This is a genomic window from Caulobacter sp. UNC358MFTsu5.1 (assembly GCF_000712075.1).
Classification (GTDB): Bacteria; Pseudomonadota; Alphaproteobacteria; order Caulobacterales; family Caulobacteraceae; genus Caulobacter.
Genome location: NZ_JONW01000013.1, coordinates 154,062 through 175,576 on the forward strand (window position 1 = coordinate 154,062; position 21,515 = coordinate 175,576).

Sequence of the window (21,515 nt, forward strand, 5' to 3'; positions counted from 1 at the left end):
CGCGTTTCGATGACCTCTTGCCAGTCGTCCCGACACGGCGTCTGATCGCTGTTCATGAACGCGGGGCCAACCCGTAGTCGGCGAGGAACGCATGTCGGAACGGCGCTCATCCTGGACCCTGGCGGCCTTCGCCGCGCCGTGCCTGCCCCTGGCAGCCCTGGGCCTGCCGCTGGTGGTCTACCTGCCGGAATACTACGTCAGCGACCTGGGGCTTTCGCTGTCGATGGTCGGTTCGGCCTTCCTGCTGGTGCGGGTGGCCGACATCATCCTGGACCCGATCCTGGGCGGACTGATGGACACCACGCGCACCCGCCTGGGCCGGTTCAGGCCCTGGCTGCTGGCCGCCGCGCCGGTGCTGATGCTGGCGGCCTATTTCCTGTTCATGGCCAAGCCGGGGATCGGCCCGCTCTATTTGTGGGGCTGGCTGGTGGTCTGCTACGTGGGCTACTCGATGGCGGTGCTGTCGCACACGGCCTGGGGCGCGGTGCTGTCGCCGGACTACCAGCAGCGATCCCGGGTCTATGGCTGGTGGAGCGCCGGCAACGTGGTCGGCATGATCCTGGTGCTGCTGCTGCCGCCGCTGCTGGCCATCGTGTTCAAGGGCGACCACGCCGCCGGCATCCAGGCCATGGGCTGGCTGATCATCGCCCTCTTGCCCCTGACCTTCCTGCTGGCCTCCGCCGTGGTGGGCGAGACCAACGTTCCGCCGGTCCGGCACCAGGCCGGGCTCAAGCAGTATCTGGGCCTGATCAAGCGCCCGTCGGTGCAGATCCTGCTGTTCGCCGACCTGCTGATGGGCCTGGCTCCCGGGATCGCCGGGGCGCTGTTCTTCTTCTTCTTCGAGCGCATCAAGGGCTTCGACAAGGGCGAGGCCGGCGTCCTGCTGCTGATCTATTTCGTCGCCGCCCTGGGCGGTTCGCCGATCTGGCCGCTCCTGGCCAAGAAGATCGGCAAGCACAAGGCCCTGGCCGTCGCGGCCCTGATCTACGCCTTCGTGCAGTTCGCCACCGTCTTCACCCCCAGCGGCATGAGCGTGATCGGCACGCTGATCCTGATCCTGGCCGGACTGCCCTATTCGGCCGCGCCGCTGCTGGTGCGCTCGATGATGGCCGACCTGGGCGACGAGGAGCGGCTGGTCAGCGGCGTGGACCGCACGGGCCTGCTGTACGCCGTCGTCAACGGCACCGTGAAGCTGGGCTACGCCCTGGCCATCGGCGTGTTCATCGTGCTGGGCAAGCTGGGCTTCGATCCCAAGGTCCCCAGCGCCCAGGGCGACACGGCGCTGATCGCCCTCTACGCGGTGGCGCCGGCGGTGCTGGGGCTGCTGGTGTGCGCGGTCATCCTGCGCTATCCGCTGGACGCGACCGCCCATGCCGAGATCCGCCGTCAGCTCGACGAACGGGACGCGGCCGAGCCCCTCCCCAGCCCGAGTCCGGAACCGCATGTCGCCCCTCTCGCCTCCCCAAAGCCCGCCGCTGAATGATCCGCGCGAGCCAAATGTTCTTAAGGGGGACCAGCACCCGCTCTTCACCCTGATCGACATCATGGCGAAACTGCGCGATCCCGACGGCGGCTGCCCGTGGGACCTGGAGCAGACCTTCGCCACCGTCGCGCCCTACACGGTCGAAGAGGCCTACGAGGTTGCCGACGCCATCGAGCGGAACGACCTGTCCGACCTGAAGGAGGAGCTGGGCGACCTGCTGCTGCAGGTGGTGTTCCATTCGCGGATGGCCGAGGAGCAAGGCGCCTTCGACCTGGCGGGCGTGGCCTCGGCGATCAACGACAAGATGGTGCGCCGTCATCCCCACGTGTTCGGCGACCACGCCTATGACGACCTCGACGCCCAGGTCGCCGGCTGGGAGGCGCTGAAGGCCCAGGAGCGCCAGGCCAAGAAGAAGGGCGGCGTGCTGGACGACGTGCCCGCCGGCCTTCCCGCCATGACCCGCGCCGTCAAGCTGACCAAGCGCGCCGCGCGCGTCGGCTTCGACTGGCCCTCGACCGACGAGGTGCTGGACAAGCTGGCCGAGGAGGTCGCCGAGCTGAAGGTCGAGATCGCCGCCGGCGACAAGGCCAAGGCCCGCGAGGAGCTGGGCGACCTGCTGTTCGTGGTCGCCAACCTGGCCCGCAAGCTGGACGTCGAGCCCGAGGACGCCCTGCGCGCCACCAACGCCAAGTTCGCGCGTCGCTTCGCCTTCATCGAGGCCGAGCTGGCCAAGGACGGCCGCACGCCCGACCAGTCGGACCTGGCCGAAATGGACGGCCTGTGGAACGCGGCCAAGGCGGCGGAGAAGAAATAGACGCGACCGGGGACATGCGCTCGCGCGTGTCCCCATCAGCATCCACCGAGCCAGGACTTGGGGACACGCCGCAAGGGCATGTCCCCGGCCCTAGAAGGCCGGCCAGTCGTCCAATGAGTCGATCTCGCGCCAGGCCCGCACGCAGGCGTTGACCGGGTCCTTGCCGATGAAGATCGCCGCCTCGGCCCAGCGGCGCCGCAGCAGGCCGACCAGCGGCTTGCCGCCCTGGTTGATCCAGCGGCGCATCTCGTCGGGCACGGCGGTCTTCTCGCCGGCGTTCAGCTTGCGCAGCAGGGTCGAGGTGCGCAGCGCGCCGTCGCCGAGATTGTAGGTCCACGAGATCAGGGCCGCGGCCTCATGGGCCCGCAGCGGGGTGCGCACCCGGGCGTGGACGTCCATGGCCGCGCGCTTCATGTCGCGCATCAAGAGCTTGCCTCGGTGATGGCCGGGGTCGCGGGCGTGACGGGCTTGCCGGCCGCGTCGCGGATCGTGCCGTAGCCGATCGTCCAGGTGCCGCCCGGCAGGGCGCCGTTGTCGTCATAGGGCTTGGCGAAGAAGCCCTCCACCCGTTTGACGACCGTGGTCGCGGCCTCGGGCACCGTCACGCCGTCCCAGGGATCGTTGTCGGCCATGGTGCTCGCCCTCCGAATGTGGGAGGCGAGCGTTCACCTGTCGGGCGAGCGCGGCAAGCCGTGAACGCTCAGTCGCCGGTCGCCATCACCCAGACCTGGGGGAACTGCCGCTCGAACCGGCCCAGGGCCTGGGCGTCGAGGCGGGCGATCAGGCGCACGCCGCCGTCTCCTTCGTCTTCACGGCTCTCGACCCGGCCGTTGCGATAGATCCAGGCCAGGGCCTCGCCGTCCGAGGCGGACAGGCGCACCGCCACCGGCGGGGTGTCGTCGATCAGGCCGCCGACGCGCTTGAGCAGCTCGGCGCAGCCCTCGCCCGTGACGGCGGAGACGGGCGAGGCGCCCTGCCGCCGGGCCTGGCCCTCGAGGATCTCGCGGGCCTCGCCGTCGACCAGGTCGATCTTGTTCCAGACCTCGATCAGGGTCTTGCCGTCCTCGGCCTCGCCGTCGTCGCCCAGCACGGCCAGCTCGGCCAGCACCTTCTGGACGTCGCGGGCCTGGGCGTCGGTGTCGGGATTGGCCACGTCGCGCACGTGCAGCACGACGTCGGCCTCCTGAACCTCCTCCAGGGTGGCGCGGAAGGCTTCGACCAGCTCGTGCGGCAGGTCGGAGATGAAGCCGACGGTGTCGGACAGGATAGCCGGCCGGCCGTCGGGCAGCTTCACGGTGCGCAGGGTCGGGTCCAGGGTGGCGAAAAGCATGTCCTGGGCCACGACCGTGGCGTTGGTCAGCCGGTTGAACAGGGTCGACTTGCCGGCGTTGGTGTAGCCCACCAGGGCCACCGTCGGGTACGGGACCTTCTTGCGGGCCGAGCGGTGCAGGGTGCGGGTGCGCCGCACCTCCTCCAGCTCGCGCTTGAGCTTGCCGATCGTGCCGGCGATCAGGCGACGGTCCAGTTCGATCTGGGTTTCGCCGGGACCGCCGGTCGAGCCGGTGCCGCCGCGCTGGCGCTCAAGGTGGGTCCAGGTGCGGACCAGGCGCGAGCGTTCGTAGTCGAGCCTGGCCAGCTCGACCTGCAGCTTGCCCTCGCGGGTGCGGGCCCGGCGGGCGAAGATCTCGAGGATCAGGCCCGTGCGGTCGATGACCTTGACGCCCAGGCCGCGCTCGAGATTGCGCTGCTGGACCGGGGTCAACTGGTCGTCGAAGACGGCGACGTCGATCTTCTCGACCTCGCAGATGGCCTTCAACTCGTCGACCTTGCCGCTGCCGAACAGGGTGGCCGGGGTCACCTGGCGCAGAGGGGCGATCATCGTCTCGACCACGTCGAGATCGAGGGCGATCGCCAGGCCGACGGCTTCCTCGAGACGCGCGTTGGGATCACGCGCCTCGATGGCCGCCTGGCCGCGCGCCGGGCGCACGGGATGGATCACGAACGCCCGGAAGATCGGCGCAGCGTGGTCGATGGACTTGGAGGTGGACTTCGTCAAACCCTAGGAATCAATCGTCTTGATCAGCGCTCGGCTCGTACAGCTGCACGGGCTGGGCCGGCATGATCGTCGAAATGGCGTGCTTGTAGACCAGTTGGGACTGGCCGTCGCGGCGGAGCAGGACGCAGAAATTGTCGAACCAGCTGACGACACCCTGCAGCTTCACGCCGTTCACCAGGAAGATGGTCAGCGGCGTCTTCGACTTGCGCACGCTGTTCAGGAACGTGTCCTGAAGGTTCTGTTTTTTTTCGGTCGACATGGGGATTCCCCTCTTATTGTTTTGGAGGGCCACACGCCCCCCACACAAACGAGTTCAGACTAAAGCATTTTTCGCCAGTTGGTATGACCAATCGGCGAAGAAAATGCGCTAAGGCGTGTAAACCTAGACTATCGTCCTAGATCGCCGCCGCTTTCGCGCGCTCGATATAGAGACGCCGAAGCCGCGTCGCCACCGGTCCGGGCTTGCCGTCGCCGATTTGCGCGCCGTCGACGCTGACGATCGGCAGCACCAGGGTGCCGGCTCCGGTGATGAAGGCTTCCTGGGCGGCCTTGGCCTCCTCCACCGTGAACGGCTGCTCGGCGACCGGCAGGCCGGCCTCGGCGATCACCTCCAGCAGGCTGGAGCGGGTGATCCCGCGCAGGATGTTGGCCTGGGTGTCGCGGGTGCGCAGGCGGCCCTGGGCGTCGACGATCCAGGCGTTGGACGAGGCGCCTTCGGTGACCAGGCCCAGGTCGTCGACGAACCAGGCCTCGACCGCGCCGCGCTCGCGCGCCGCCTGCTTGGCCAGGGCGTTTGGCAGCAGGCCGATCGACTTGATGTCGCAGCGGCCCCAGCGGTTCTCGGGGACGGTGATCACCGACTGGCCCTTGGCGGCCTTGGCCTCGGCGGCCACGCGGTCCACGCGCTTGGCGGTGACCACGACCGATGGCGGCACGGCCGGATTGGGGAAGGCGTGGTCGCGCGGGGCCGTGCCCCGGGTGATCTGCAGATAGACCATGCCCTCGGTCACCTTGTTGCGGCGGATGGCCTCGCGCAGCACCACGGTCAGGGCCTTCTCGGTCATCGGGTGGGCGATCTTCAGCTCGTCCAGGCTGCGCCACAGCCGCGTGAAGTGGCCCGCCGCGTCGGCAAGCTTGCCCCCGAACACCGCCCATACCTCGTAGACGCCGTCGGCCAGCTGGTAGCCCCGGTCCTCGATATGGACCGTGGCGTCGCCGTGGCGGACGAAGCGGCCGTTGACGTAGGCGAAACGCGACATTTCTCGGTGTTCCTTCAAGCCATCCACAAACCGCTCATCCCGGCGAATGCCGGGACCCAGATGGAATGGCCGTGGGGATGACGCCTTTGGCGCATCGCTATTCCAGTCAGCCACGCCGCTTTGGGATCTGGGTCCCGGCATTCGCCGGGATGAGCGGATATCGGGAGTTACTCTTCCTCTTCGACTCGTGCACCTGCGACGCCCAAGGATTTGAGTTTCCGGTGCAGGGCCGAGCGCTCCATGCCGATGAAGTTGGCCGTGCGCGAGATGTTGCCGCCGAACCGCAGGATCTGGGCGTTCAGGTACTCGCGCTCGAACAGTTCGCGGGCCTCGCGCAGCGGCAGGGCGATGATGCGTTCGGCCCCGATCGCCCCGGCGTTGCCGCCGGACGGCTGTTCGTTGGCGTTCAGCATCTCGGCGGTGATCAGGTCGCCGGGCTCGCCCGAAGCCAGGATCAGCATGCGCTCGACGTTGTTGCGCAGCTGGCGGACGTTGCCCGGCCAGGCCTGGACCTGCAGGGTCGCCAGGGCGTCCTCGCCCAGCCGCCGCCGCTGCAGGCCGGTGGCCTCGCAGACGCGATCGACGAAGTAGCTGATCAGTTCGGGGATGTCCTCCCGGCGCTCCGACAGGCCCGGCACGCGCACCGGCACCACGTTCAGGCGGTGGAACAGGTCCTCGCGGAATCGTCCGGCGGCGATCTCGTCGCGCAGCTCGCGCGAGGTCGAGGAGATGACCCGCACGTCCACCTGGACGTCGCTGTCGCCGCCCACGCGGCGGAAGCGCTGCTCGACCAGGACCCGCAGGATGCGGCTCTGGGTCTCGCGCGGCATGTCGGCCACTTCGTCGAGATACAGGGTGCCGCCGTGGGCGCGTTCGAACACCCCGATCTTGCGCGGGCGACCGCCCTCGCCTTCCTCGCCGAACAGCTCGACGTCCAGGCGCTCGGGCGCCATGCCCGCGGCGCTGACCGCCACGAACTCGTTGCGCGAGCGGCCGCTGGAGCCGTGGATCAGCCGCGCCACCAGCTCCTTGCCCGAACCGGGCGGGCCCGAGACGAGCACGCGGCTGTTGGCCGGGGCGACCTTGGCGATCAGCTGGCGCAGGGCCTGGGCCGCCGCCGACTTGCCCATCAGGCCGTCGGACGTGAAGCTCTGCACCCGCAGGCGGCGGTTCTCGCGCTTGAGGTTGGCCGCTTCCAGGGCCCGTTCGACCACCAGCAGCAGGCGGTCGGACTTGAACGGCTTCTCCAGGAACTCGTAGGCCCCGCGCTTGATGGCGCTGACGGCGGTCTCGATGTTGCCGTGGCCCGAGATCATGATCACCGGCAGGTCGGGGTCCAGGGCCTTGACCATGTCGAGCAGCTCCAGCCCGTCCATGCCCCCGCCCTGCATCCAGATGTCCAGCACCAGCAGCGCGGGCTTGCGCGCCCTCAGTGCGGCCAGCGCCTGGTCGGAGTCGGCCGCCACCCGCACCGCGTAGCCCTCATCCTCCAGGATGCCGGCCACCAGTTCGCGGATATCGACTTCGTCGTCGACCACAAGCACGTCAGCGCTCATATCATCTCCTCTACGCCGGTCTGGGCGTTGGCGGCGGCGAGCCGCGCGGTCGTGGGGAACTTCAGGATGACCCGGGCGCCGGTTCCGTTCAGCGCGTCGGTCAGGACCAGTTCGCCTTCATGGTCCTCCATGATCCGCTTGACGATCGCCAGCCCGAGGCCGGTGCCCTTCTCGCGGGTCGTGACATAGGGTTCGGTCAGGCGGTCGCGGTCCTTGGCGGGCAGGCCCACGCCGTTGTCCTCGACCACCAGGCACAGGTGCTCGTCGTCCGAGACCAGGCTGGCGACGATGCGGCCCGGCGGCTCCGGCGAGGCTTGGCGGCGCGCGCCGACCGCCTCGCCGGCGTTCTTCAGGATGTTGGTCAGGGCCTGGCCCACCATGCGGGCGTCGCAGCTGATCCAGACGTCCTCTTCGGGGTCTTCCAGCACCACCTCGGTCTCGGCGTCGACGAAGCGTTGGGCGAAGACGGCCTGGCGCAGCATCTCGGTCAGGTCGGCCGGAGCGAAGCGCGGCGCGGGCATCCGGGCGAAGGCCGAGAACTCGTCGACCATCCGGCCGATGTCGCCGACCTGGCGGATGATGGTCTCGGTGCAGCGGTCGAAGGTGTCCAGGTCGCCGGTGATGTCCTTGCGGTACTTGCGGCGGATGCGCTCGGCCGACAGCTGGATCGGCGTCAGCGGGTTCTTGATCTCGTGGGCGATCCGACGGGCGACGTCCTTCCAGGCGGCGTTGCGCTGGGCGGCCATCAGGCGGGTGATATCGTCGAAGGTCAGCACCAGGCTCTCGGCCGCGTGGCCGGCGCCGCGGAAGCGCAGCCGGCGGGTCTCGCCGCCGCGCACCACGTCGATCTCGACCTCGGCGTTGGGACGGCCGCCGCTGATCTCCTGCATCACGGTTTCCAGCTCGGGCGCGACCTCGACCAGCGGCTGGCCCACCGCGCCCTCGTCCAGGGCCAGCAGGTCGCCGGCCCGGCGGTTCAGCGCGGTGATCCGCCCATCGGCGTCCAGGCCGACCACGCCGGCGCTGACGCCCGACAGCACGGTCTCGATGAACTGGCGGCGCGACTCGGCGTCCAGGCTGGCCACCTTCAGGGCCGCCTGCTGGGCCTGGAGGTCGGTGGTCATCATGTTGAAGGCCACCGACAGGGCGCGGATCTCCTCGGGACCGATTTCGACGTCCACCCGGGCGTCCAGGTCGCCGGCCGAGACTCGGCCGGCCGCCTGCACCAGGCCGGACACCGGCGCGGCGATGGAGTTGGCGGCGGCGATGCCCACCCAGACAGCGGCCACCAGCACCAGCAGCGCGGTCTCGATGTAGCTGAGGCCGAAGATCACCTGGATCCGCGCCTGGTTCTTGGCCGCCTCGCGGTACGAGATCAGCGAGGCCTCGGACTCGATCAGGTGGGCCAGGATGCCCTTGTCGATCGGCCGGGCGATATAGAGGTAGGCGTCGGGGAAGGCCTTCAGGCGGTACAGCGCCCGGAACAGGTCCTCGTCGACGAAACGCTGCGAGGTGATGTCGCCGGTGTCGGTCCGGCGGAAGCTGGACGGCGGCGGGGCCAGGAACGGCGGGGCCTCGTCGGTCTCGGCCCGCGCCAGGATGCGGCCGTCGCGGTCCAGCACATAGGCGGCGGAGAAGCCGTTGTCGTCGGCCAGGCCGCGCAGGAAGTGCCCGAACGCCACCGGCGATTCGGCCAGGGTCGGGGCGGCCTGGTTCAGGGTGCCGGCCATCGGGCCGACGTGCTGGCTGATATAGGTGGTCTGCTCGGTGACGTAGGAGCGCGCCACGGTGGCCGAGTTCTCGACCACGGTGCGCACGCGCTCGCTGAACCAGGCGTCGACCCCGCGGTTGACCAGCACGCCGAAGAACAGGGCCACGATCACCGCGGGCGCCACGGCGGCCACCGAGAACAGGCCGACAAAGCGCAGGTGCAGGCGCGCGCCGGCGTCGCTGGCCCGGGCGTCCACCAGGTCCAGCAGCCGCCAGCCGACGATGCCGGCGATGCAGAGGATCAGGGCCAGGTTGAAGCCCAGCACGACCAGGATGACGGTGGTGGCCGGCCCGATCGGCCCGGTGGCCGGCGGCGACGAGGCCAGGCCGACGGCCGTCGCGGTCAGGGCGATCGCCACCCCGTAGGCGCCGCCGAGCGTGAAGCGCGAGCGCAACAGCTCTCGCCACCAGGCCCGGCTGAACCGGGTCGGCGGTCCTTCAAGCTCCAGCACGGATGGAACGGACGCCATTGACCAAGTTTAAGGTGGACTGTGCCCCAAACTCAACAGGTATGTGCCAATTCGGCGTCAGGCTTGGCGTTGGAGTGCGCTCATTTGCACGCGACCCCCTCCGTCCGGGCTCGAAAGTGCGGCGGAGGGGGCCGTCGGTGAGGCTTCAGCGGCGTCCGCGCGTCATCTCGACGCCCAGGTCCTGGATCTTCTTGCGCAGGGTGTTGCGGTTGAGCCCCAGGATCTCCGCAGCCCGAACTTGATTGCCGCGCGTGGCCGACAGGGTCAGCTGGATCAGCGGGCGCTCCACCTCCTGCAGCACGCGGTCGTAGAGGCCGGCGGCCGGCACGCCGTCGGGCTGGTCGGCGAAGTGCGACGACAGGTGGCGCTCGACCAGGCTGGCCAGGGTGACCGGCCCCTCGTCCGCGTGGGCGGCCGGGGTGTGGTCCTGCAGTTCGCGATCGACGATCCGGGCGGTGATCAGCTCCTCAGCGTAGAGGGCGCACATCCGCCGGATCAGGTTCTCCAGCTCGCGCACGTTGCCGGGCCAGGCATGGCTCTTCATGCGGTCCAGGGCGCTCTGGTCGATGGTCTTCGCGGGAAGGCCTTCGCGGGCGGCGCGCAGCAGGAAGGTGCGGGCCAGGTCCGGGATGTCCTCGGTGCGGTCGCGCAGCGGCGGCAGGCGCACGGGCGCGACGTTCAGGCGGAAGAACAGGTCCTCGCGGAACAGGCCCTGGTTGATCAGCCCGCGCAGGTCGCGGTTGGTGGCGGCGATGATCCGCACGTTGGGGCGGCGGCCGGTCTTGGGGTTGAGCACCGGCTCGGTGCCGTCGATCACCCGCAGCAGGCGCGTCTGGGCGTCCAGCGGCATGTCGCCGATCTCGTCCAGGAACAGGGTGCCGCCGTCGGCCTCGATCAGGCGGCCGTTGTCGCCGTCGCCCCGGCCGAACAGCTCGGCCTCGACCCGCTCGCGCGGCACGGCGGCCAGGTTGATGACCACGAACTTGCCGTCGCGGCGGCGGCCCAGCTCGTGCAGGGCGCGGGCCACCAGCTCCTTGCCGGTGCCGCTCTCGCCCAGGATCAGCACCGTCAGGTCGGCGCCGACCAGGCGGGCGATGGTGCGGTAGACCTCCTGCATCGGGGCCGAGCGGCCGATCAGCGGCAGGCGCTCGTCGCGCATGGCCCGGGCCTGGGCCTTGGAGGCCTCGGCGTCGGCCGGACGCGACAGGGCCCGGCGCGCGGCGGCGGTGACGTCGTCCAGGTCGAACGGCTTGGAGACGTATTCGAACGCCCCGGCGTCGGCGGCGTTGACCGCCGTCAGCAGGGTGTTCTGGGCGCTCATCACGATGATCGGCAGTTTGGGGCGTTCCTTGCGGATGCGCGGCAGCACGTCGAAGACGTTCTCGTCGGGCATCATCACGTCGGTGACGACCAGGTCGCCCTCCCCGTCCATGACCCACTTCAGCAGGGTCGTGGCGTTGCCCGTCGCCCGCACCTGATAGCCCAGCCGGGTGAAGGCCTGGCTGAGCACCAGCCGCACCGAGCTGTCGTCGTCGGCGATCAGGATCTTCTTGCTGGCGGCGTTCATGCGTGGGCGTCTCCAGTGGAGGGGGCAAGCTTCTCGGAAGCCATCGGCAGCAGCACGCGGAACACGGTGCGGCCGGGCTCGGATTCGAAGTCGATCAGGCCGCCGTGGCTGGTCACCAGCTTGGTGACCAGGGCCAGGCCCAGGCCGGTGCCGTTGGCCTTGGTGGTGACGAACGGCTGGAACAGGTGGTCGCGCAGGCTCTGGGGCACGCCGGGGCCGTTGTCCTGCACGCGGATCTCGATCGGCGCGCCGGCCGCGGCCTTGCCGTCGGCCCCGCGCACCCGGACGCCGGGGCGCCAGGCGGTGTGGATCGACAGCATCCCTTGGCCGTCGCCGCGCGAATGGGCGGCCTCGGCGGCGTTCTTCACCAGGTTCAGGAACACCTGGATCAGGTGGTCCTCGTCGCCCCAGACGTCGGGCAGCGAGGGGTCGTAGTGCTCGCGCAGGATCAGGCCGTCGGCCACGCCGTTGACGACCAGGGCCCGCACGCGGTCCAGCACCTGGTGGATGTTGACCGCCTCGCGCGGTCCCGGGACCTGATCGGAGAAGGCCTCCATGCGGTCCACCAGCCGGCGGATGCGGTCGGTCTCGTCCATGACCAGCTGGGCCAGGGGCTGGTCGGCGGCGCTGGCGCCGGTCTTCAGCAGCTGGGCCGCGCCGCGGATGCCGGCCAGCGGGTTCTTGATCTCGTGGGCCAGCATGCGGCCCAGGCCCACCACCGAGCGCAGGCCGGCGGCGTCGGTGGCCCGCTCGACGCCCAGCACGCCCTTGACGTGCAGGGTCAGCATCACCGAGCCGTCGCCCAGCGGCGCGGCGGCGCCGTCGGCCTCGAAGGGCGGCTGGCCGAACAAATTGACCTCGACCCCGTGCTCGCGGACCAGGGCGCCTTCGAACAGGGCGCGGTCCATCATCGAGACCAGCACCGAGCCCGGCGGCAGGGCGGCGCGGAAGCGGCCGCGGGCCAGCAGCGACAGGCCCTGGCCGAACAGGGCCTCGGCGGCCTCGTTGACCGCCACCAGCGCGCCGTCGCGGTCGATCACCAGGGCGGGTTCGGGGCTGAGGTCGAAGGCCGCGATCTTCAGGCTGTCGGAAACCTTGGTCGGAGCCATGCGGGCGTGGTCGGTCATGCGGCCAGCCTCCGATCGCCCAGCCACAGGGCGGCCAGGCCGTCCTCGACGGCGGAGGGATCGTCCAGCCGGCACAGGGCGGCGCGGGCGGCGCGGCGCGCCTCCTCGCTGTCCGGCCACGGCGCGGCTTCGATGTACGAGGCCAGGTGTTTGCGGAACATCTTCAGGCCTAGGCTCTGGCCGTAGAAGTCGAGGCTGCGGCGGAAATGGGTGACGGCGATGGCCAGGCGCTCCTCGGCGTCCGGCTCGCGGAAGCCCTCGCCGCGCAGGGCCGCCTCGATGGCCTGGGCGATCCAGGGGCGGCCGTAGACGCCCCGGCCGATCATCACGCCGTCGGCGCCGGACTGGTCCAGCGCCGTCCGGGCGGTGTCGCCGTCGACGATGTCGCCGTTGACCAGGACCGGCACGCCGACCGCCGCCTTGACGGCCGCCACGGCCTCCCAGTCGGCCTGGCCCTTGTAGAACTGGCAGCGGGTGCGGCCGTGGACGGTGATCGCCTGGGCGCCGGCGTCGACGGCCCGGCGGGCGATGTCGGCGGCGTTGCGGCTGTCGTCGTCCCAGCCCAGGCGCATCTTGACGGTGACGGGCACGTCGACGGCCTCGACGGCGGCGGCGACCAGGGCCTCGGCCAGGTCCGGCTCGCGCATCAGGGCCGAGCCCGAGGCCGCGCCCTTGGTGACTTCCTTGGCCGGGCAGCCGAAGTTCAGGTCGATGATCTGGGCCCCGGCGTCGGCGGCCATCCTCGCGCCCTGGGCCATGAAGCCGGGATCGCGGCCGACCAGCTGGACAACCATCAGCGGCAGGCCGTCGCCCACGGCGGCGCGGCGCACGACGTCGGGCCGCCCCTTCGCGAATTCCGCGCAGGCCACCATCTCGGTCGCCACATAGGCCGCGCCGAGGCGGGTGGCGGTTTCCCTGAAAGGCAGATCGGAAACGCCCGTCATCGGCGCGATCCAAACACGCCCGGGCACCTCGACCTTGCCGACTGCGAGACTGTTGCTCATTTTATATGCATCCCCACCGCACTGTTTTTAGGCAATTTGTGCGGCGCCGTAAAGGCTCTTCTCTGGACAAGTTTCTTCGGGCGGATAAACAGCCCGCATGACCTTCTCCGCCGTCATCGTCGCCGCTGGTTCCGGTACCCGGGCCGGCCCCGGCCAGGCCAAGCAATGGCGCGTCCTGGCGGGCAAGACCGTCCTGCGATGGTCGGCGGAAGCCCTGCTGGCCGGCGGCGCGCAAAAGCTCGTGATCGTGGCCGATCCCGAGGCGCGCCCACAGCTGGACGAGGCGCTGGACGGCCTGGCGGGCTGGACCACGACCGCCGGCGGCGCGACTCGCGCCCTTTCCGTCCAGGCCGGCCTGGCGGCCCTCGCCGACCGCGCGGCCGACGAACCGGTGCTGATCCACGACGCCGCCCGCCCCTTCCTCGGCGCCGCAACAATCGTCTCGGTGCTGAAGGCCCTGGACGACGCCGACGGCGCGATTCCGGCCTTGCCGGTCGCCGATACGCTGAAAAGCGGGGCGCTGGATTCCAGCGTCGTCACAAAACCGCGTAACGACCTGTGGCGGGCCCAGACCCCCCAGGCGTTCCGCCGCGACCGACTGCTGGCCGCGTACGCCGCCTGGACGGGACCGGACGAGCCCACGGACGACGGCCAGGTGGTCGAGCGCCACGGGGGGCGCGTCGTCGTCGTTCCCGGCAACCCGATGCTTATGAAACTGACCTATCCGGAGGACTTCGCCATGGCCGAGACGTTGGCGGGCCGCGCGCGCATCACCCGCATGGGCCAGGGCTTCGACGCCCACCGCTGGGGCCCGGGTGAGTCGGTGTGGCTGTGCGGCGTCGAGATCGCCCACGACGAGACCCTGATCGGCCACTCCGACGCCGACGCGGGCCTGCACGCCCTGACGGACGCCATCCTGGGCGCGATCGGCGAAGGCGACATCGGCGACCACTTCCCGCCCACCGATCCGCAATGGAAGGGCGCGGCCTCGGACAAGTTCCTGATCCATGCCGTCAATCTGGTCCGCCAACGCGGCGGAAGTCTGGTCAATGTCGACGTGACGCTGATCTGCGAGCGGCCCAAGATCAAACCGCACCGGGCGGCGATGCGCGAACGCCTGGCCCAGATCCTGGACCTGCCGCTGGACCGGGTCAGCGTCAAGGCGACGACGACCGAGGGCATGGGCTTCACCGGCCGCGGCGAAGGCCTGGCCGCCCAGGCGATCGCCGTGGTCGAGACGCCGGCCTGAGGCTCTGGACGACGATGGGGACACACACTCACCCCATCCACATTGCCATTCGACCGCTGACCGTGGTGTGAGTGTGTGTCCCCGCCTTCGGCGCAGGAGTTCGCGATGTTCCCGCTCGAAATCCAGACCCTGGCCCGCCTGCTGATCGACGAAGCCCGCGGCAGGTCGCTGCGGCTGGCCGCGGCCGAGAGCTGCACGGGCGGGCTCGTGGCCGGGGCGATCTGCAACATCGCCGGGGCGTCCGACGTCTTCGAGCGCGGCTTCGTCACCTACACCAACCGGGCCAAGAGCGAGATGCTGGGCGTGCCGGGCGACCTGATCGCCGACCACGGGGCGGTGTCGGAAGTCGTCGCGCGGATGATGGCCGAGGGCGCGCTGGAGGCCAGCAACGCCCATGTGGCGGTCGCCATCACCGGCGTGGCCGGACCCGGCGGCGGCTCGCCGCTGAAGCCCGTCGGCACGGTGCATTTCGCCGTCGCCCGGGCCAACCGCTCGGTCGTCCACCGTCACGAGCTGTTCGACGGCGAGACGCGCGAGGGCGTGCAGCTGGCCGCCGTGCGCACCGCCTTGGAGATGCTGCGCGAGGCCGTGGCCTAGATGCCGGAGACCGCGCCCAGCGACTGGCGACGCTTCGTCGGCCTGGAGCTTTCCCGGACCGCCCTGGCCAAGGCCGCCGCGCGCCAGACCGAGCTGCGCCACGCCATCCGGGTGTCATCGGCCGTGGTGGCCGCCTACGCCCTGGCCACCCTGCTGCGCCTGCCCCAGGGCTACTGGGCGGTGTTCACCGCCGTGATCATCGTCCAGTCCAGCCTGGGCGCGACCATCACCGCCTCGATCGAGCGGCTGATGGGCACCGCCGTGGGGGCCGCGGTCGGGGCCGGAGCGGCCATGGTCCACGCCCGCTTCCCCGAGGCCGGCGGCCCGATCCTGGCCGTGACCGCCGCCCTGCTGGCCTTCCTGGCCGCCGTCCGCCCGGCCTTCAAGGTCGCGCCGGTGACCGCCGTGATCATGCTGATCGGCACGACAACCCACATGGACCCGCTGGTGGCTGCCTTCCTGCGGGTGGCCGAGATCACGGTCGGCAGCGTGGTCGGCATCGCCGCCACCCTGCTGATCTTCCCGGCCCGCGCCCACGCCACCGTGGTCGACAACGCCAACAAGGTGGCCGAGCTGCTGGCCGACCTCCTGGAGCACTACGCCCTGAAGCTGAAGGGCGGCGCGACCGACCTGGAGGCGCGCGGCCACTATGACGACACGCTCAAGGCCCTGTCCAAACTGCAGACGGCCATGACCGAGGCCGATCGCGAGAGCGCCAGCCGGCTCAGCGACCATTCGGTGACGGACGCCCTGCCCCGCACCCTCTGGCGGCTGCGCAACGACAGCGTGATGATCGGCCGGGCGCTGCGCGAGGCCTTCCCCTCGCCCGGCCTGGCCTTGCCGTCGGCGGCCATGCTGAACGCCAGCGCCGTGTTCCTGAGGGCCTGCGCCGCCCTGCTGTCGGGCGGTCCCCGCCCCGACCGCCTGGCCTTCGCCGAGGCCCACCAGGCGTTCCAGGGGGCGGTCGAGACCCTGCGGGCCGGCGGCGGCACCCGGGCCCTGGCCTTCGACGACGCGGCGCGGGTCTTCGGCCTGGTGTTCGCGATCGAGAACCTGTTCGGCAACCTCGGCGACTTCGAGGAGCGGGTCGAGGAGACCGTCGGCAAGCGCGCCTAGCGCGAACGCGGGTCAGCGACTAGCTAAGCGGCATGTCTTCTCTCGCCCTCACCGTCTTCCAGGGTCGCGCCGGCGACCGCAATCCGCGCGGCGCGGCCGGCGCCCTGGCCGTGGGCGCGGCGCTCGAGGCCCGCCTGGGCCTGGCCGCCGAGCACGTGGGCGCCCAGGCCCCGCCCCTGGCGGCCGGCTGGTCCAAGGAGTTGGAGGCGGCCCGTCCAGGGTTTGAGGCCCTGGCGGCGCGCCTGGACGCCGTGCTGGCCGACGGCAAGGCGTCGCTGGTGACCCAGGGCCGGTGCGCGGCCTCGATCGCCGCCCTGCCCGTCGTGCTGCGCCACCATCCCGACGCCCTGGTCGTGTGGTTCGACGCCCACGGCGACTGCAACCAGCCCGCCCATTCCACGACCGGCTACCTGGGCGGCATGGTGCTGACCGCCGCCGCCGGGGTCTGGGACAGCGGCCTGGGCTGCGGGCTGGGCCTGGCCGACGTCGTGCTGGTCGGGGCGCGGGACCTGGATCCGTGCGAGGCCGCCCTGATCGCCGGCGGCGGACCCCGGCTGGTGGCGGCCGGCCCGGGGATCGCCCGGCGCCTGGCCGAGGCGATCGGCGACCGGCCGGTCTATGTGCATCTGGATTGCGACGTGCTGGACCCGGGGCTGGTCCCGACGGAATACAGTGTGGAGAACGGTCTCTCCTTCGCCGATCTGCGAGAGGCCGGCGCGGTCCTGGCCCGCAACCGGGTGATCGGCCTGGAGATCGCCGAGTTCGAGGACGTCTTCGCCGCGACGGGCGCGCCCGGCGACGTCGACGCCCTGCTGGACGCCCTGGCCCCGCTGATCGCGCGCCTGGCGTCCTAACCGCCCTACCCGGCCAGGTACGGCTTGTAGCTCTTCTCCTCGACGATGTCGGAACCCGCCAGGGTGTTGATCTGGCGCTTCACGGCCGCGCGGCGGTCGTTGTCGACATAGACGCGGCGGGCCAGCTCGACGAATCGCGGGCCGAAGTCCTGACGACGCTCGCAGTCGCGCTTGCCGTCCTCGATGTCCCAGAGGGCGGCGTTGATCTCGGTCAGCTGGTCGGTCAGGTCGTCCAGCTCCGGCGAGGACGTGAGTTCGCGCGCGGCGATCTCTTCCAGCAGGGCCAGCTCCTTGCGGACATTGGCCTCCTTGGCCGCGTCGCCGATCCGCGCGGCCTTGACCCGCAGGATAGTGATCTTGTCGATCAGTTCGCCGGCCGAGACGGGGGCTAGGATGGGCATGTCAGGAGGCTCCGGCGATCAGGCGTTGCAGGGCGGCCTCCACCACGTCGAGCGGCAGGGCGGCCATGTCCTGTCCGTAGTCCTCCGCGACCAGCAGCTCAAGACGGCGCGCGGCGGGGCGGAACTTGACCGCCTTGCGATGGGTCTTCTGCAGCGACAGCAGGGGCGCGCCACCGGCCGCCAGCATGTGGCCCGGGCCGGCGTCGTTGGCGACGGCGGCGGTCAGGCGTCCGGCCAGGGCGATGGCCAGCATCGGCCCCTTCACCTGCGGGAAGCCGTCGGTGCGGTCCTTCTCCGGGAACAGGGCCTCGGGGACCGCTTCGCGCGCCGCCTGGGCGTCGGCCGCCTCGTCGGGACCGAAGAAGAACACCGCCTTGCGGCCGGACGCCTCGATGCAGCGGGCCAGCTCCAGGTAGCGCTCCAGCGGCCAGCGCTTGTCCTGGCCGCCGGCGCCGGGCGCCAGGCCGACATAGACCGGTCCGCCGAGACGGGCGGTGGGCAGCAGGGCGCGGGCGGCGTCGGCGGCGGCGGGATCGGTCAGGGTCAGGGGACGCGGCGCGCCCGTCCCGTCGGTGGCCAGGGCCAGCAGCCGGGCCAGGCGCTCGACCACGGCGGCCGGCCAGCCGGGCTTGCGGGCCTGGGCGGCGGCCGAAACGAACGAACCCCCATTTGCGACCGCGCGGCGGGCCACCAGGCTGCGGCGCAGGTTCTCCTGGGTGTCGATCACCAGGTCGAAGGTCCGCCCGCCGAACGGCTTGACCCAGGGCAGCACGTCCAGCGGCGCGTCGCCGGTCGGACCGTCGGTCAGGATCTCGTCGACATAGCCGGCCACCACGCCTTTCAGCGGGCCGGCATAGACCGTTTCGCCCTTGGCGGCGCACCAGGTGATCCTGGCTTGGGGAAAGGCGGCGCGCAGGCCGGCGATGAACGGCAGCTTGATCAGCCCGTCGCCGATCACCTCGCCCATGGAATAGATCAGGATCGTCTGGACCATGGCCCGCCTTAGGCCGCCGCGCGCGTCCAGGTCAACGCGGAACGGCGAATGTGAGTAATCACTTGCAAGGCGTGGGAGGCGTGCTAGCTTCGCGCCATGAACGCCAAGCCCAAGATCGAACGCGCCGCCCTCGAGGTCTTCGTCGAGCGCGGCGTCGACGCGGCCACCACCAAGCTGATCGCCGCCAAGGCCGGCGTGTCGGAAGGCGCGATCTACCGTCACTGGAAGAGCAAGGACGAACTGGCCGTGGGCCTGTTCATGACCACGCACCGGCGGCTTTCCGACCTGATCTCGGTCAATGCCGACATGGCGACGGGTATCCAGGCCAAAGCCGCCGCCGTGGTCCGCGCCTATTGCACCGTGGCCGACGAGGACTGGCTGCTGTTCGCCTTCCACCTGCTGCAGTTGCACCACTTCCTGCCCTACTACCAGGAGGACGGCCTGGACCCGGTGTCGGTGGTCGAGGGGCTGATCAAGCGCGCGATGATGGACGCCGAGCTGCCGCCGGGCGACCCGCGCGTCGTTGCGGCCATGGCCATGGGCGTGATCACCCAGACCGCCCAGAACAAGGCCTACGGCCGCCTGGGCGACGACGACCTTTCCGCTCATGCTCCCCTGATGACGGCGGCCGTCCAGGCCGTGCTTTCCGCCCGATAAACCCGCCCCGAAGGGCTCCTTGGGACAACGAACCATGCGCAGCGCGCTGTTCAACGCCTACTACTGGGTTCTGTCGATCTTCTACGGCCTGTCGGCCGCCCTCTCCGCCCTGCTCCCGGGCCGCAAGCCGATCGCCTTCGCCCTGCGGCTCTACAGCCAGCGGATGATCTGGGCCCTGAGGGTCTTCGCCGGCGTGAAGATCGAGCTGAAGGGCCAGGAGAACCTGCCGAAGGGCGCCTTCATCATCGCCGCCAAGCACCACAGCTGGGGCGACGGCTTCGTGATGTTCGCCAATGTCGACAATCTCAGCTTCGTGACCGGCGACCACCTGGAGAAGTTCCCGCTGGTCGGGGCGATCCTCAAGAAGTTCGGCGCCATCGTGGTCGACAGCTGCGGCGGGCCCGAAGCCCGCAAGGCCCTGTCGCAGAGCGCCGCCCAGGTGGCCGCCGAAGGCCGCCGCATCCTGATCTATCCGGAGGGCCACCTGGCCGCGCCGGGCGAGCGGTTCCGCTACCGGACCGGCGTCTACCACATGAGCCAGGACTTCGGCCTGCCGGTGGTGCCGGTGGCGACGAACCTGGGCTGCTTCTGGAAGCAGCAGGACAAGACGAAGACCCCGGGCACGGCCACCATCGAGTTCCTGCCGCCCCTGCCCCAGGGTCTGTCCAAGAGCGCGTTCATGGCCAAGATGGAAGAGGTCATCGAGACCCGCACAAACCAGCTGATCGCCCAGGCGCGCGGCGAGCCGGTCAAGCCGTCGGTGCTGGTCGAGTGGAACGGGCGGAAGAACATTCCGACGAGGCCGGAGACGGCGGTTGTCTAGTCGCGGTGGGCCGGCCTTCGAACTTCCATCCAGCCGTGCGTTCCATCTCGCCGCGCCCTACGGAGCGGCCGTCTTCGCCCTAGGCCTGTCCACGGTGATCGCGTTATCGACCAGCGACGGGATGGCCTATGCGATCATGGCGGCGACGGGCGTCACCGCGATCTTCTGGCTGTGCCTGGTGCGTCGGGCCTTTCGAGACGTGGGCGGCCTGGCCTGGGTCACGATCCCGAGCGGCGTGATGGCCGTCCTCGCGGTCACGCCTTTCCCCTGCATCACGGGCGCCTGCCTGTTCGGGAAAGGCTGCCTCTGAGGTCGTGCGGAAAGAGCCGTATCGAAGACTTGCGATTCTTCCTGAGGTCGATAATTCTCAAATCACTTCCATAGGTGGTCTTCATGCGCTCGACCTACACTTCGATCGACGCAGCGGCGCCGCTTCGGCCGGCAAGGGCGTCGCGCGGCCGCCGCATCCTGGCCTTCGTGGTCGGGGCGATCTGGCTGGTGCTGACGGTCCCGGCCCTGGGCCTGGCCGCCATGTCGGTGATGGCGTCGGACGGCGGCGTGAACGCGGCCATCTACACCTTCGTCTACGCCTGTTTCGCCCTGCCGCTGACGACCTTGCTGGCGGCGATCGGCGGCTTCGTCAGCGGGGGCACCGGGCGGATGCGGTTCCTGGCCATAGGTTCGGTCCTGCCCTTCGTGGCCCTGGCGGTGGCGTTCGGCGCGATCGCCTTCGGCGCGGGGACGGCCCCGACGACCTGAGGTCCTAGACCTCGACCGGACACTCGGCCGGCACGGGAACGAAGGTGCCGTCCTCCCGGCGCCTGGCGAAATGGGCCTGGGCGCACGGGGCCGAGCACAGCAGGCCCGTGTCGGACCAGTACAGCGGCGCCTCGTCTTCGTGACGGAAGCGCGGCGCGCCCCACGGCAGGCCGCATTCGACGCAGGACGGCGTGCGGGCCAGCATCAGTCCAAAGCCTCCGGCGCCGGCTGGATCGTCACGCTCTCGCCGCAGCCGCAGGCGTCGGTCTCGTTCGGGTTGTTGAACACGAACTTCGACGACAGCTTGGTGGTCTCGTAGTCGATCGTGGTGCCGATCAGGAACAGCACGGCCTTGGGGTCGATCAGGATGGTGACGCCCTGGTCCTCGACCACCTCGTCGATCGGGCCCTTCTCGGCCGCGTATTCGAAGATGTATTCCGAGCCCGCGCAGCCGCCGTTCTTCACGCCCACCCGCAGCCCGGCATAGGGCTTGTCGGCCCTGTCCATGATCTCCTTCACCCGCGCGGCGGCGGCCGGCGTCAGGGTGACGACCTTGGGTCGAGGGCGACGAACGCGCGGGGTGACGGCGGTTTCCATGGCTCTCGAACCGATCAGAACATGTTCAGTTGCAGCTTGGCCTCGTCGCTCATCCGCGAGGGATCCCACGGCGGCTCGAACACCAGGTCGACGTGGCACGACTTGATATCCGGGATCTCCATGACCGCGTCCTTGACCCAGCCCGGCATCTCGCCGGCCACCGGGCAGCCCGGAGCGGTCAGGGTCATGTCGATGGCCACGTCCTTCTCGTCGCTGACGTCGACCTTGTAGATCAGGCCCAGCTCGTAGATGTCGACCGGGATTTCCGGGTCGAACACGGTCTTGAGCTTCTCGATCAGCTGGTCGGTCAGGCGGTCGAGTTCGGCCTGAGGGATCGCGGACGTGGTGGCGGGTTCGGTCAT

Annotated in this window: 25 protein-coding genes; 10 read left to right on the forward strand and 15 right to left on the reverse strand. The window is 70.3% G+C overall.

All coding sequences use genetic code 11. The features are described 5' to 3' along the window. The first annotated feature begins 91 nt into the window (after nt 1–91). Both BR39_RS0124835 and mazG read left to right on the forward strand, forming a co-directional pair. Entirely contained in the window at nt 92–1,483 is a 1,392-nt protein-coding gene (locus BR39_RS0124835) for an MFS transporter (RefSeq protein WP_029917267.1), read from the forward strand. After that, nucleotides 1,443–2,297 carry a nucleoside triphosphate pyrophosphohydrolase gene (mazG, locus tag BR39_RS0124840; RefSeq protein WP_081916977.1) on the forward strand — a complete coding sequence of 285 codons (855 nt, stop codon included), beginning with the start codon at nt 1,443–1,445 and terminating at the stop codon, nt 2,295–2,297. The genes BR39_RS0124835 and mazG overlap by 41 nt, the downstream gene beginning before the upstream one ends. 90 nt (nt 2,298–2,387) lie before the next feature. Here mazG and BR39_RS25970 read toward each other — a convergent pair whose 3' ends face one another. From BR39_RS25970 to dusB, 10 genes are all read right to left on the reverse strand, one after another. After that, nucleotides 2,388–2,720: a lysozyme gene (locus BR39_RS25970; RefSeq protein ID WP_051696098.1), complete on the reverse strand. Its 333-nt coding sequence runs from the start codon at nt 2,718–2,720 to the stop codon at nt 2,388–2,390. Continuing rightward, nucleotides 2,720–2,929: a hypothetical protein gene (locus BR39_RS25975; protein WP_051696099.1), complete on the reverse strand. Its 210-nt coding sequence runs from the start codon at nt 2,927–2,929 to the stop codon at nt 2,720–2,722. The genes BR39_RS25970 and BR39_RS25975 overlap by 1 nt, the downstream gene beginning before the upstream one ends. Before the next feature lie 68 nt (nt 2,930–2,997). Next, entirely contained in the window at nt 2,998–4,353 is a 1,356-nt protein-coding gene (hflX, locus tag BR39_RS0124850; protein WP_029917269.1) for a GTPase HflX, read from the reverse strand. Nucleotides 4,354–4,363: 10 nt separating this feature from the next. Next, on the reverse strand, nt 4,364–4,612 hold the full coding sequence (gene hfq, locus BR39_RS0124855) for an RNA chaperone Hfq (RefSeq protein WP_012286640.1): 249 nt from the start codon (nt 4,610–4,612) through the stop codon (nt 4,364–4,366). A 136-nt stretch (nt 4,613–4,748) separates the two neighbouring features. Continuing rightward, the gene (locus tag BR39_RS0124860; RefSeq protein ID WP_029917270.1) at nt 4,749–5,612 is read right to left on the reverse strand and encodes a D-amino-acid transaminase; all 864 of its coding nucleotides are present in this window, start codon (nt 5,610–5,612) and stop codon (nt 4,749–4,751) included. A 167-nt stretch (nt 5,613–5,779) separates the two neighbouring features. Next, the gene (locus BR39_RS0124865; RefSeq protein ID WP_029917271.1) at nt 5,780–7,168 is read right to left on the reverse strand and encodes a sigma-54 dependent transcriptional regulator; all 1,389 of its coding nucleotides are present in this window, start codon (nt 7,166–7,168) and stop codon (nt 5,780–5,782) included. Beyond that, nucleotides 7,165–9,408, reverse strand: coding sequence for a PAS domain-containing sensor histidine kinase (locus tag BR39_RS0124870; protein WP_029917272.1), 2,244 nt, complete (start codon nt 9,406–9,408; stop codon nt 7,165–7,167). The genes BR39_RS0124865 and BR39_RS0124870 overlap by 4 nt, the downstream gene beginning before the upstream one ends. A gap of 145 nt (nt 9,409–9,553) precedes the next feature. Further along, nucleotides 9,554–10,975 carry a sigma-54-dependent Fis family transcriptional regulator gene (locus BR39_RS0124875; RefSeq protein ID WP_029917273.1) on the reverse strand — a complete coding sequence of 474 codons (1,422 nt, stop codon included), beginning with the start codon at nt 10,973–10,975 and terminating at the stop codon, nt 9,554–9,556. Then, nucleotides 10,972–12,102: a nitrogen regulation protein NR(II) gene (locus BR39_RS0124880; protein ID WP_029917274.1), complete on the reverse strand. Its 1,131-nt coding sequence runs from the start codon at nt 12,100–12,102 to the stop codon at nt 10,972–10,974. Before BR39_RS0124880 ends, BR39_RS0124875 begins: the two co-directional genes overlap by 4 nt. Then, nucleotides 12,099–13,106, reverse strand: a complete 1,008-nt coding sequence (gene dusB / locus BR39_RS0124885; protein ID WP_029917275.1) for a tRNA dihydrouridine synthase DusB — start codon at nt 13,104–13,106, stop codon at nt 12,099–12,101. The genes BR39_RS0124880 and dusB overlap by 4 nt, the downstream gene beginning before the upstream one ends. A 97-nt stretch (nt 13,107–13,203) precedes the next feature. On the opposite strand from dusB, the gene BR39_RS0124890 reads away from it, so the two are divergent. The 4 genes from BR39_RS0124890 (at nt 13,204) to BR39_RS0124905 (ending at nt 16,922) form a co-directional block, all read left to right on the forward strand. After that, nucleotides 13,204–14,355, forward strand: a complete 1,152-nt coding sequence (locus BR39_RS0124890) for a bifunctional 2-C-methyl-D-erythritol 4-phosphate cytidylyltransferase/2-C-methyl-D-erythritol 2,4-cyclodiphosphate synthase (protein WP_029917276.1) — start codon at nt 13,204–13,206, stop codon at nt 14,353–14,355. 105 nt (nt 14,356–14,460) lie between these two features. Continuing rightward, nucleotides 14,461–14,952, forward strand: a complete 492-nt coding sequence (locus BR39_RS0124895) for a CinA family protein (RefSeq protein WP_029917277.1) — start codon at nt 14,461–14,463, stop codon at nt 14,950–14,952. Next, entirely contained in the window at nt 14,953–16,068 is a 1,116-nt protein-coding gene (locus BR39_RS0124900) for an FUSC family protein (protein ID WP_029917278.1), read from the forward strand. A gap of 32 nt (nt 16,069–16,100) precedes the next feature. Continuing rightward, nucleotides 16,101–16,922, forward strand: coding sequence for an arginase family protein (locus BR39_RS0124905; protein WP_029917279.1), 822 nt, complete (start codon nt 16,101–16,103; stop codon nt 16,920–16,922). Between the two features lie 5 nt (nt 16,923–16,927). Here the strand turns inward: BR39_RS0124905 and BR39_RS0124910 are convergent, their stop codons facing one another. Both BR39_RS0124910 and BR39_RS0124915 read right to left on the reverse strand, forming a co-directional pair. Continuing rightward, nucleotides 16,928–17,323, reverse strand: a complete 396-nt coding sequence (locus BR39_RS0124910; protein WP_029917280.1) for a DUF6165 family protein — start codon at nt 17,321–17,323, stop codon at nt 16,928–16,930. A 1-nt stretch (nt 17,324) separates the two neighbouring features. Beyond that, on the reverse strand, nt 17,325–18,317 hold the full coding sequence (locus BR39_RS0124915; RefSeq protein ID WP_029917281.1) for a glycosyltransferase family 9 protein: 993 nt from the start codon (nt 18,315–18,317) through the stop codon (nt 17,325–17,327). Between the two features lie 96 nt (nt 18,318–18,413). Here BR39_RS0124915 and BR39_RS0124920 point away from each other — a divergent pair, with 96 nt between their 5' ends. The 4 genes from BR39_RS0124920 (at nt 18,414) to BR39_RS0124935 (ending at nt 20,556) form a co-directional block, all read left to right on the forward strand. Then, nucleotides 18,414–18,974 (forward strand): TetR/AcrR family transcriptional regulator, encoded by a 561-nt coding sequence (locus BR39_RS0124920; protein WP_029917282.1) that lies wholly within the window; start codon nt 18,414–18,416, stop codon nt 18,972–18,974. Between the two features lie 34 nt (nt 18,975–19,008). Continuing rightward, nucleotides 19,009–19,797, forward strand: a complete 789-nt coding sequence (locus BR39_RS0124925; RefSeq protein WP_029917283.1) for a 1-acyl-sn-glycerol-3-phosphate acyltransferase — start codon at nt 19,009–19,011, stop codon at nt 19,795–19,797. Then, nucleotides 19,790–20,107, forward strand: coding sequence for a hypothetical protein (locus BR39_RS0124930; protein WP_029917284.1), 318 nt, complete (start codon nt 19,790–19,792; stop codon nt 20,105–20,107). Before BR39_RS0124925 ends, BR39_RS0124930 begins: the two co-directional genes overlap by 8 nt. Before the next feature lie 83 nt (nt 20,108–20,190). Then, nucleotides 20,191–20,556 (forward strand): hypothetical protein, encoded by a 366-nt coding sequence (locus tag BR39_RS0124935; protein ID WP_156035886.1) that lies wholly within the window; start codon nt 20,191–20,193, stop codon nt 20,554–20,556. Nucleotides 20,557–20,560: 4 nt separating this feature from the next. On the opposite strand, the gene BR39_RS0124940 is transcribed toward BR39_RS0124935, so the two are convergent. From BR39_RS0124940 to BR39_RS0124950, 3 genes are read right to left on the reverse strand one after another with little or no spacing between them, the layout of a single operon-like run. Continuing rightward, a complete protein-coding gene (locus BR39_RS0124940; RefSeq protein WP_029917286.1) occupies nt 20,561–20,761 on the reverse strand; it encodes a hypothetical protein in 201 nt (66 codons plus the stop codon). Continuing rightward, entirely contained in the window at nt 20,761–21,153 is a 393-nt protein-coding gene (locus BR39_RS0124945; RefSeq protein ID WP_029917287.1) for an iron-sulfur cluster assembly accessory protein, read from the reverse strand. Before BR39_RS0124945 ends, BR39_RS0124940 begins: the two co-directional genes overlap by 1 nt. A gap of 14 nt (nt 21,154–21,167) precedes the next feature. After that, nucleotides 21,168–21,515 carry an SUF system Fe-S cluster assembly protein gene (locus tag BR39_RS0124950; protein ID WP_029917288.1) on the reverse strand — a complete coding sequence of 116 codons (348 nt, stop codon included), beginning with the start codon at nt 21,513–21,515 and terminating at the stop codon, nt 21,168–21,170.

Bases quoted from the DNA above. Each gene is read 5' to 3' on its own strand.
- BR39_RS0124835 (WP_029917267.1), top strand. From the start codon at position 92: ATGTCGGAACGGCGCTCATCCTGGACCCTGGCGGCCTTCGCCGCGCCG.
- BR39_RS0124860 (WP_029917270.1), bottom strand. From the start codon at position 5,612: ATGTCGCGTTTCGCCTACGTCAACGGCCGCTTCGTCCGCCACGGCGAC.
- BR39_RS0124865 (WP_029917271.1), bottom strand. From the start codon at position 7,168: ATGAGCGCTGACGTGCTTGTGGTCGACGACGAAGTCGATATCCGCGAA.
- BR39_RS0124925 (WP_029917283.1), top strand. From the start codon at position 19,009: ATGCGCAGCGCGCTGTTCAACGCCTACTACTGGGTTCTGTCGATCTTC.
- BR39_RS0124905 (WP_029917279.1), top strand. From the start codon at position 16,101: ATGTCTTCTCTCGCCCTCACCGTCTTCCAGGGTCGCGCCGGCGACCGC.
- BR39_RS25975 (WP_051696099.1), bottom strand. From the start codon at position 2,929: ATGGCCGACAACGATCCCTGGGACGGCGTGACGGTGCCCGAGGCCGCG.
- dusB (WP_029917275.1), bottom strand. From the start codon at position 13,106: ATGAGCAACAGTCTCGCAGTCGGCAAGGTCGAGGTGCCCGGGCGTGTT.
- BR39_RS0124875 (WP_029917273.1), bottom strand. From the start codon at position 10,975: ATGAACGCCGCCAGCAAGAAGATCCTGATCGCCGACGACGACAGCTCG.
- BR39_RS0124940 (WP_029917286.1), bottom strand. From the start codon at position 20,761: ATGCTGGCCCGCACGCCGTCCTGCGTCGAATGCGGCCTGCCGTGGGGC.
- BR39_RS0124945 (WP_029917287.1), bottom strand. From the start codon at position 21,153: ATGGAAACCGCCGTCACCCCGCGCGTTCGTCGCCCTCGACCCAAGGTC.
- BR39_RS0124890 (WP_029917276.1), top strand. From the start codon at position 13,204: ATGACCTTCTCCGCCGTCATCGTCGCCGCTGGTTCCGGTACCCGGGCC.
- BR39_RS0124920 (WP_029917282.1), top strand. From the start codon at position 18,414: ATGAACGCCAAGCCCAAGATCGAACGCGCCGCCCTCGAGGTCTTCGTC.
- BR39_RS0124880 (WP_029917274.1), bottom strand. From the start codon at position 12,102: ATGACCGACCACGCCCGCATGGCTCCGACCAAGGTTTCCGACAGCCTG.
- BR39_RS0124870 (WP_029917272.1), bottom strand. From the start codon at position 9,408: ATGGCGTCCGTTCCATCCGTGCTGGAGCTTGAAGGACCGCCGACCCGG.
- BR39_RS0124895 (WP_029917277.1), top strand. From the start codon at position 14,461: ATGTTCCCGCTCGAAATCCAGACCCTGGCCCGCCTGCTGATCGACGAA.
- hfq (WP_012286640.1), bottom strand. From the start codon at position 4,612: ATGTCGACCGAAAAAAAACAGAACCTTCAGGACACGTTCCTGAACAGC.
- BR39_RS25970 (WP_051696098.1), bottom strand. From the start codon at position 2,720: ATGCGCGACATGAAGCGCGCGGCCATGGACGTCCACGCCCGGGTGCGC.
- BR39_RS0124910 (WP_029917280.1), bottom strand. From the start codon at position 17,323: ATGCCCATCCTAGCCCCCGTCTCGGCCGGCGAACTGATCGACAAGATC.
- BR39_RS0124915 (WP_029917281.1), bottom strand. From the start codon at position 18,317: ATGGTCCAGACGATCCTGATCTATTCCATGGGCGAGGTGATCGGCGAC.
- BR39_RS0124935 (WP_156035886.1), top strand. From the start codon at position 20,191: ATGCGCTCGACCTACACTTCGATCGACGCAGCGGCGCCGCTTCGGCCG.
- BR39_RS0124950 (WP_029917288.1), bottom strand. From the start codon at position 21,515: ATGACCGAACCCGCCACCACGTCCGCGATCCCTCAGGCCGAACTCGAC.
- mazG (WP_081916977.1), top strand. From the start codon at position 1,443: ATGTCGCCCCTCTCGCCTCCCCAAAGCCCGCCGCTGAATGATCCGCGC.
- BR39_RS0124900 (WP_029917278.1), top strand. From the start codon at position 14,953: ATGCCGGAGACCGCGCCCAGCGACTGGCGACGCTTCGTCGGCCTGGAG.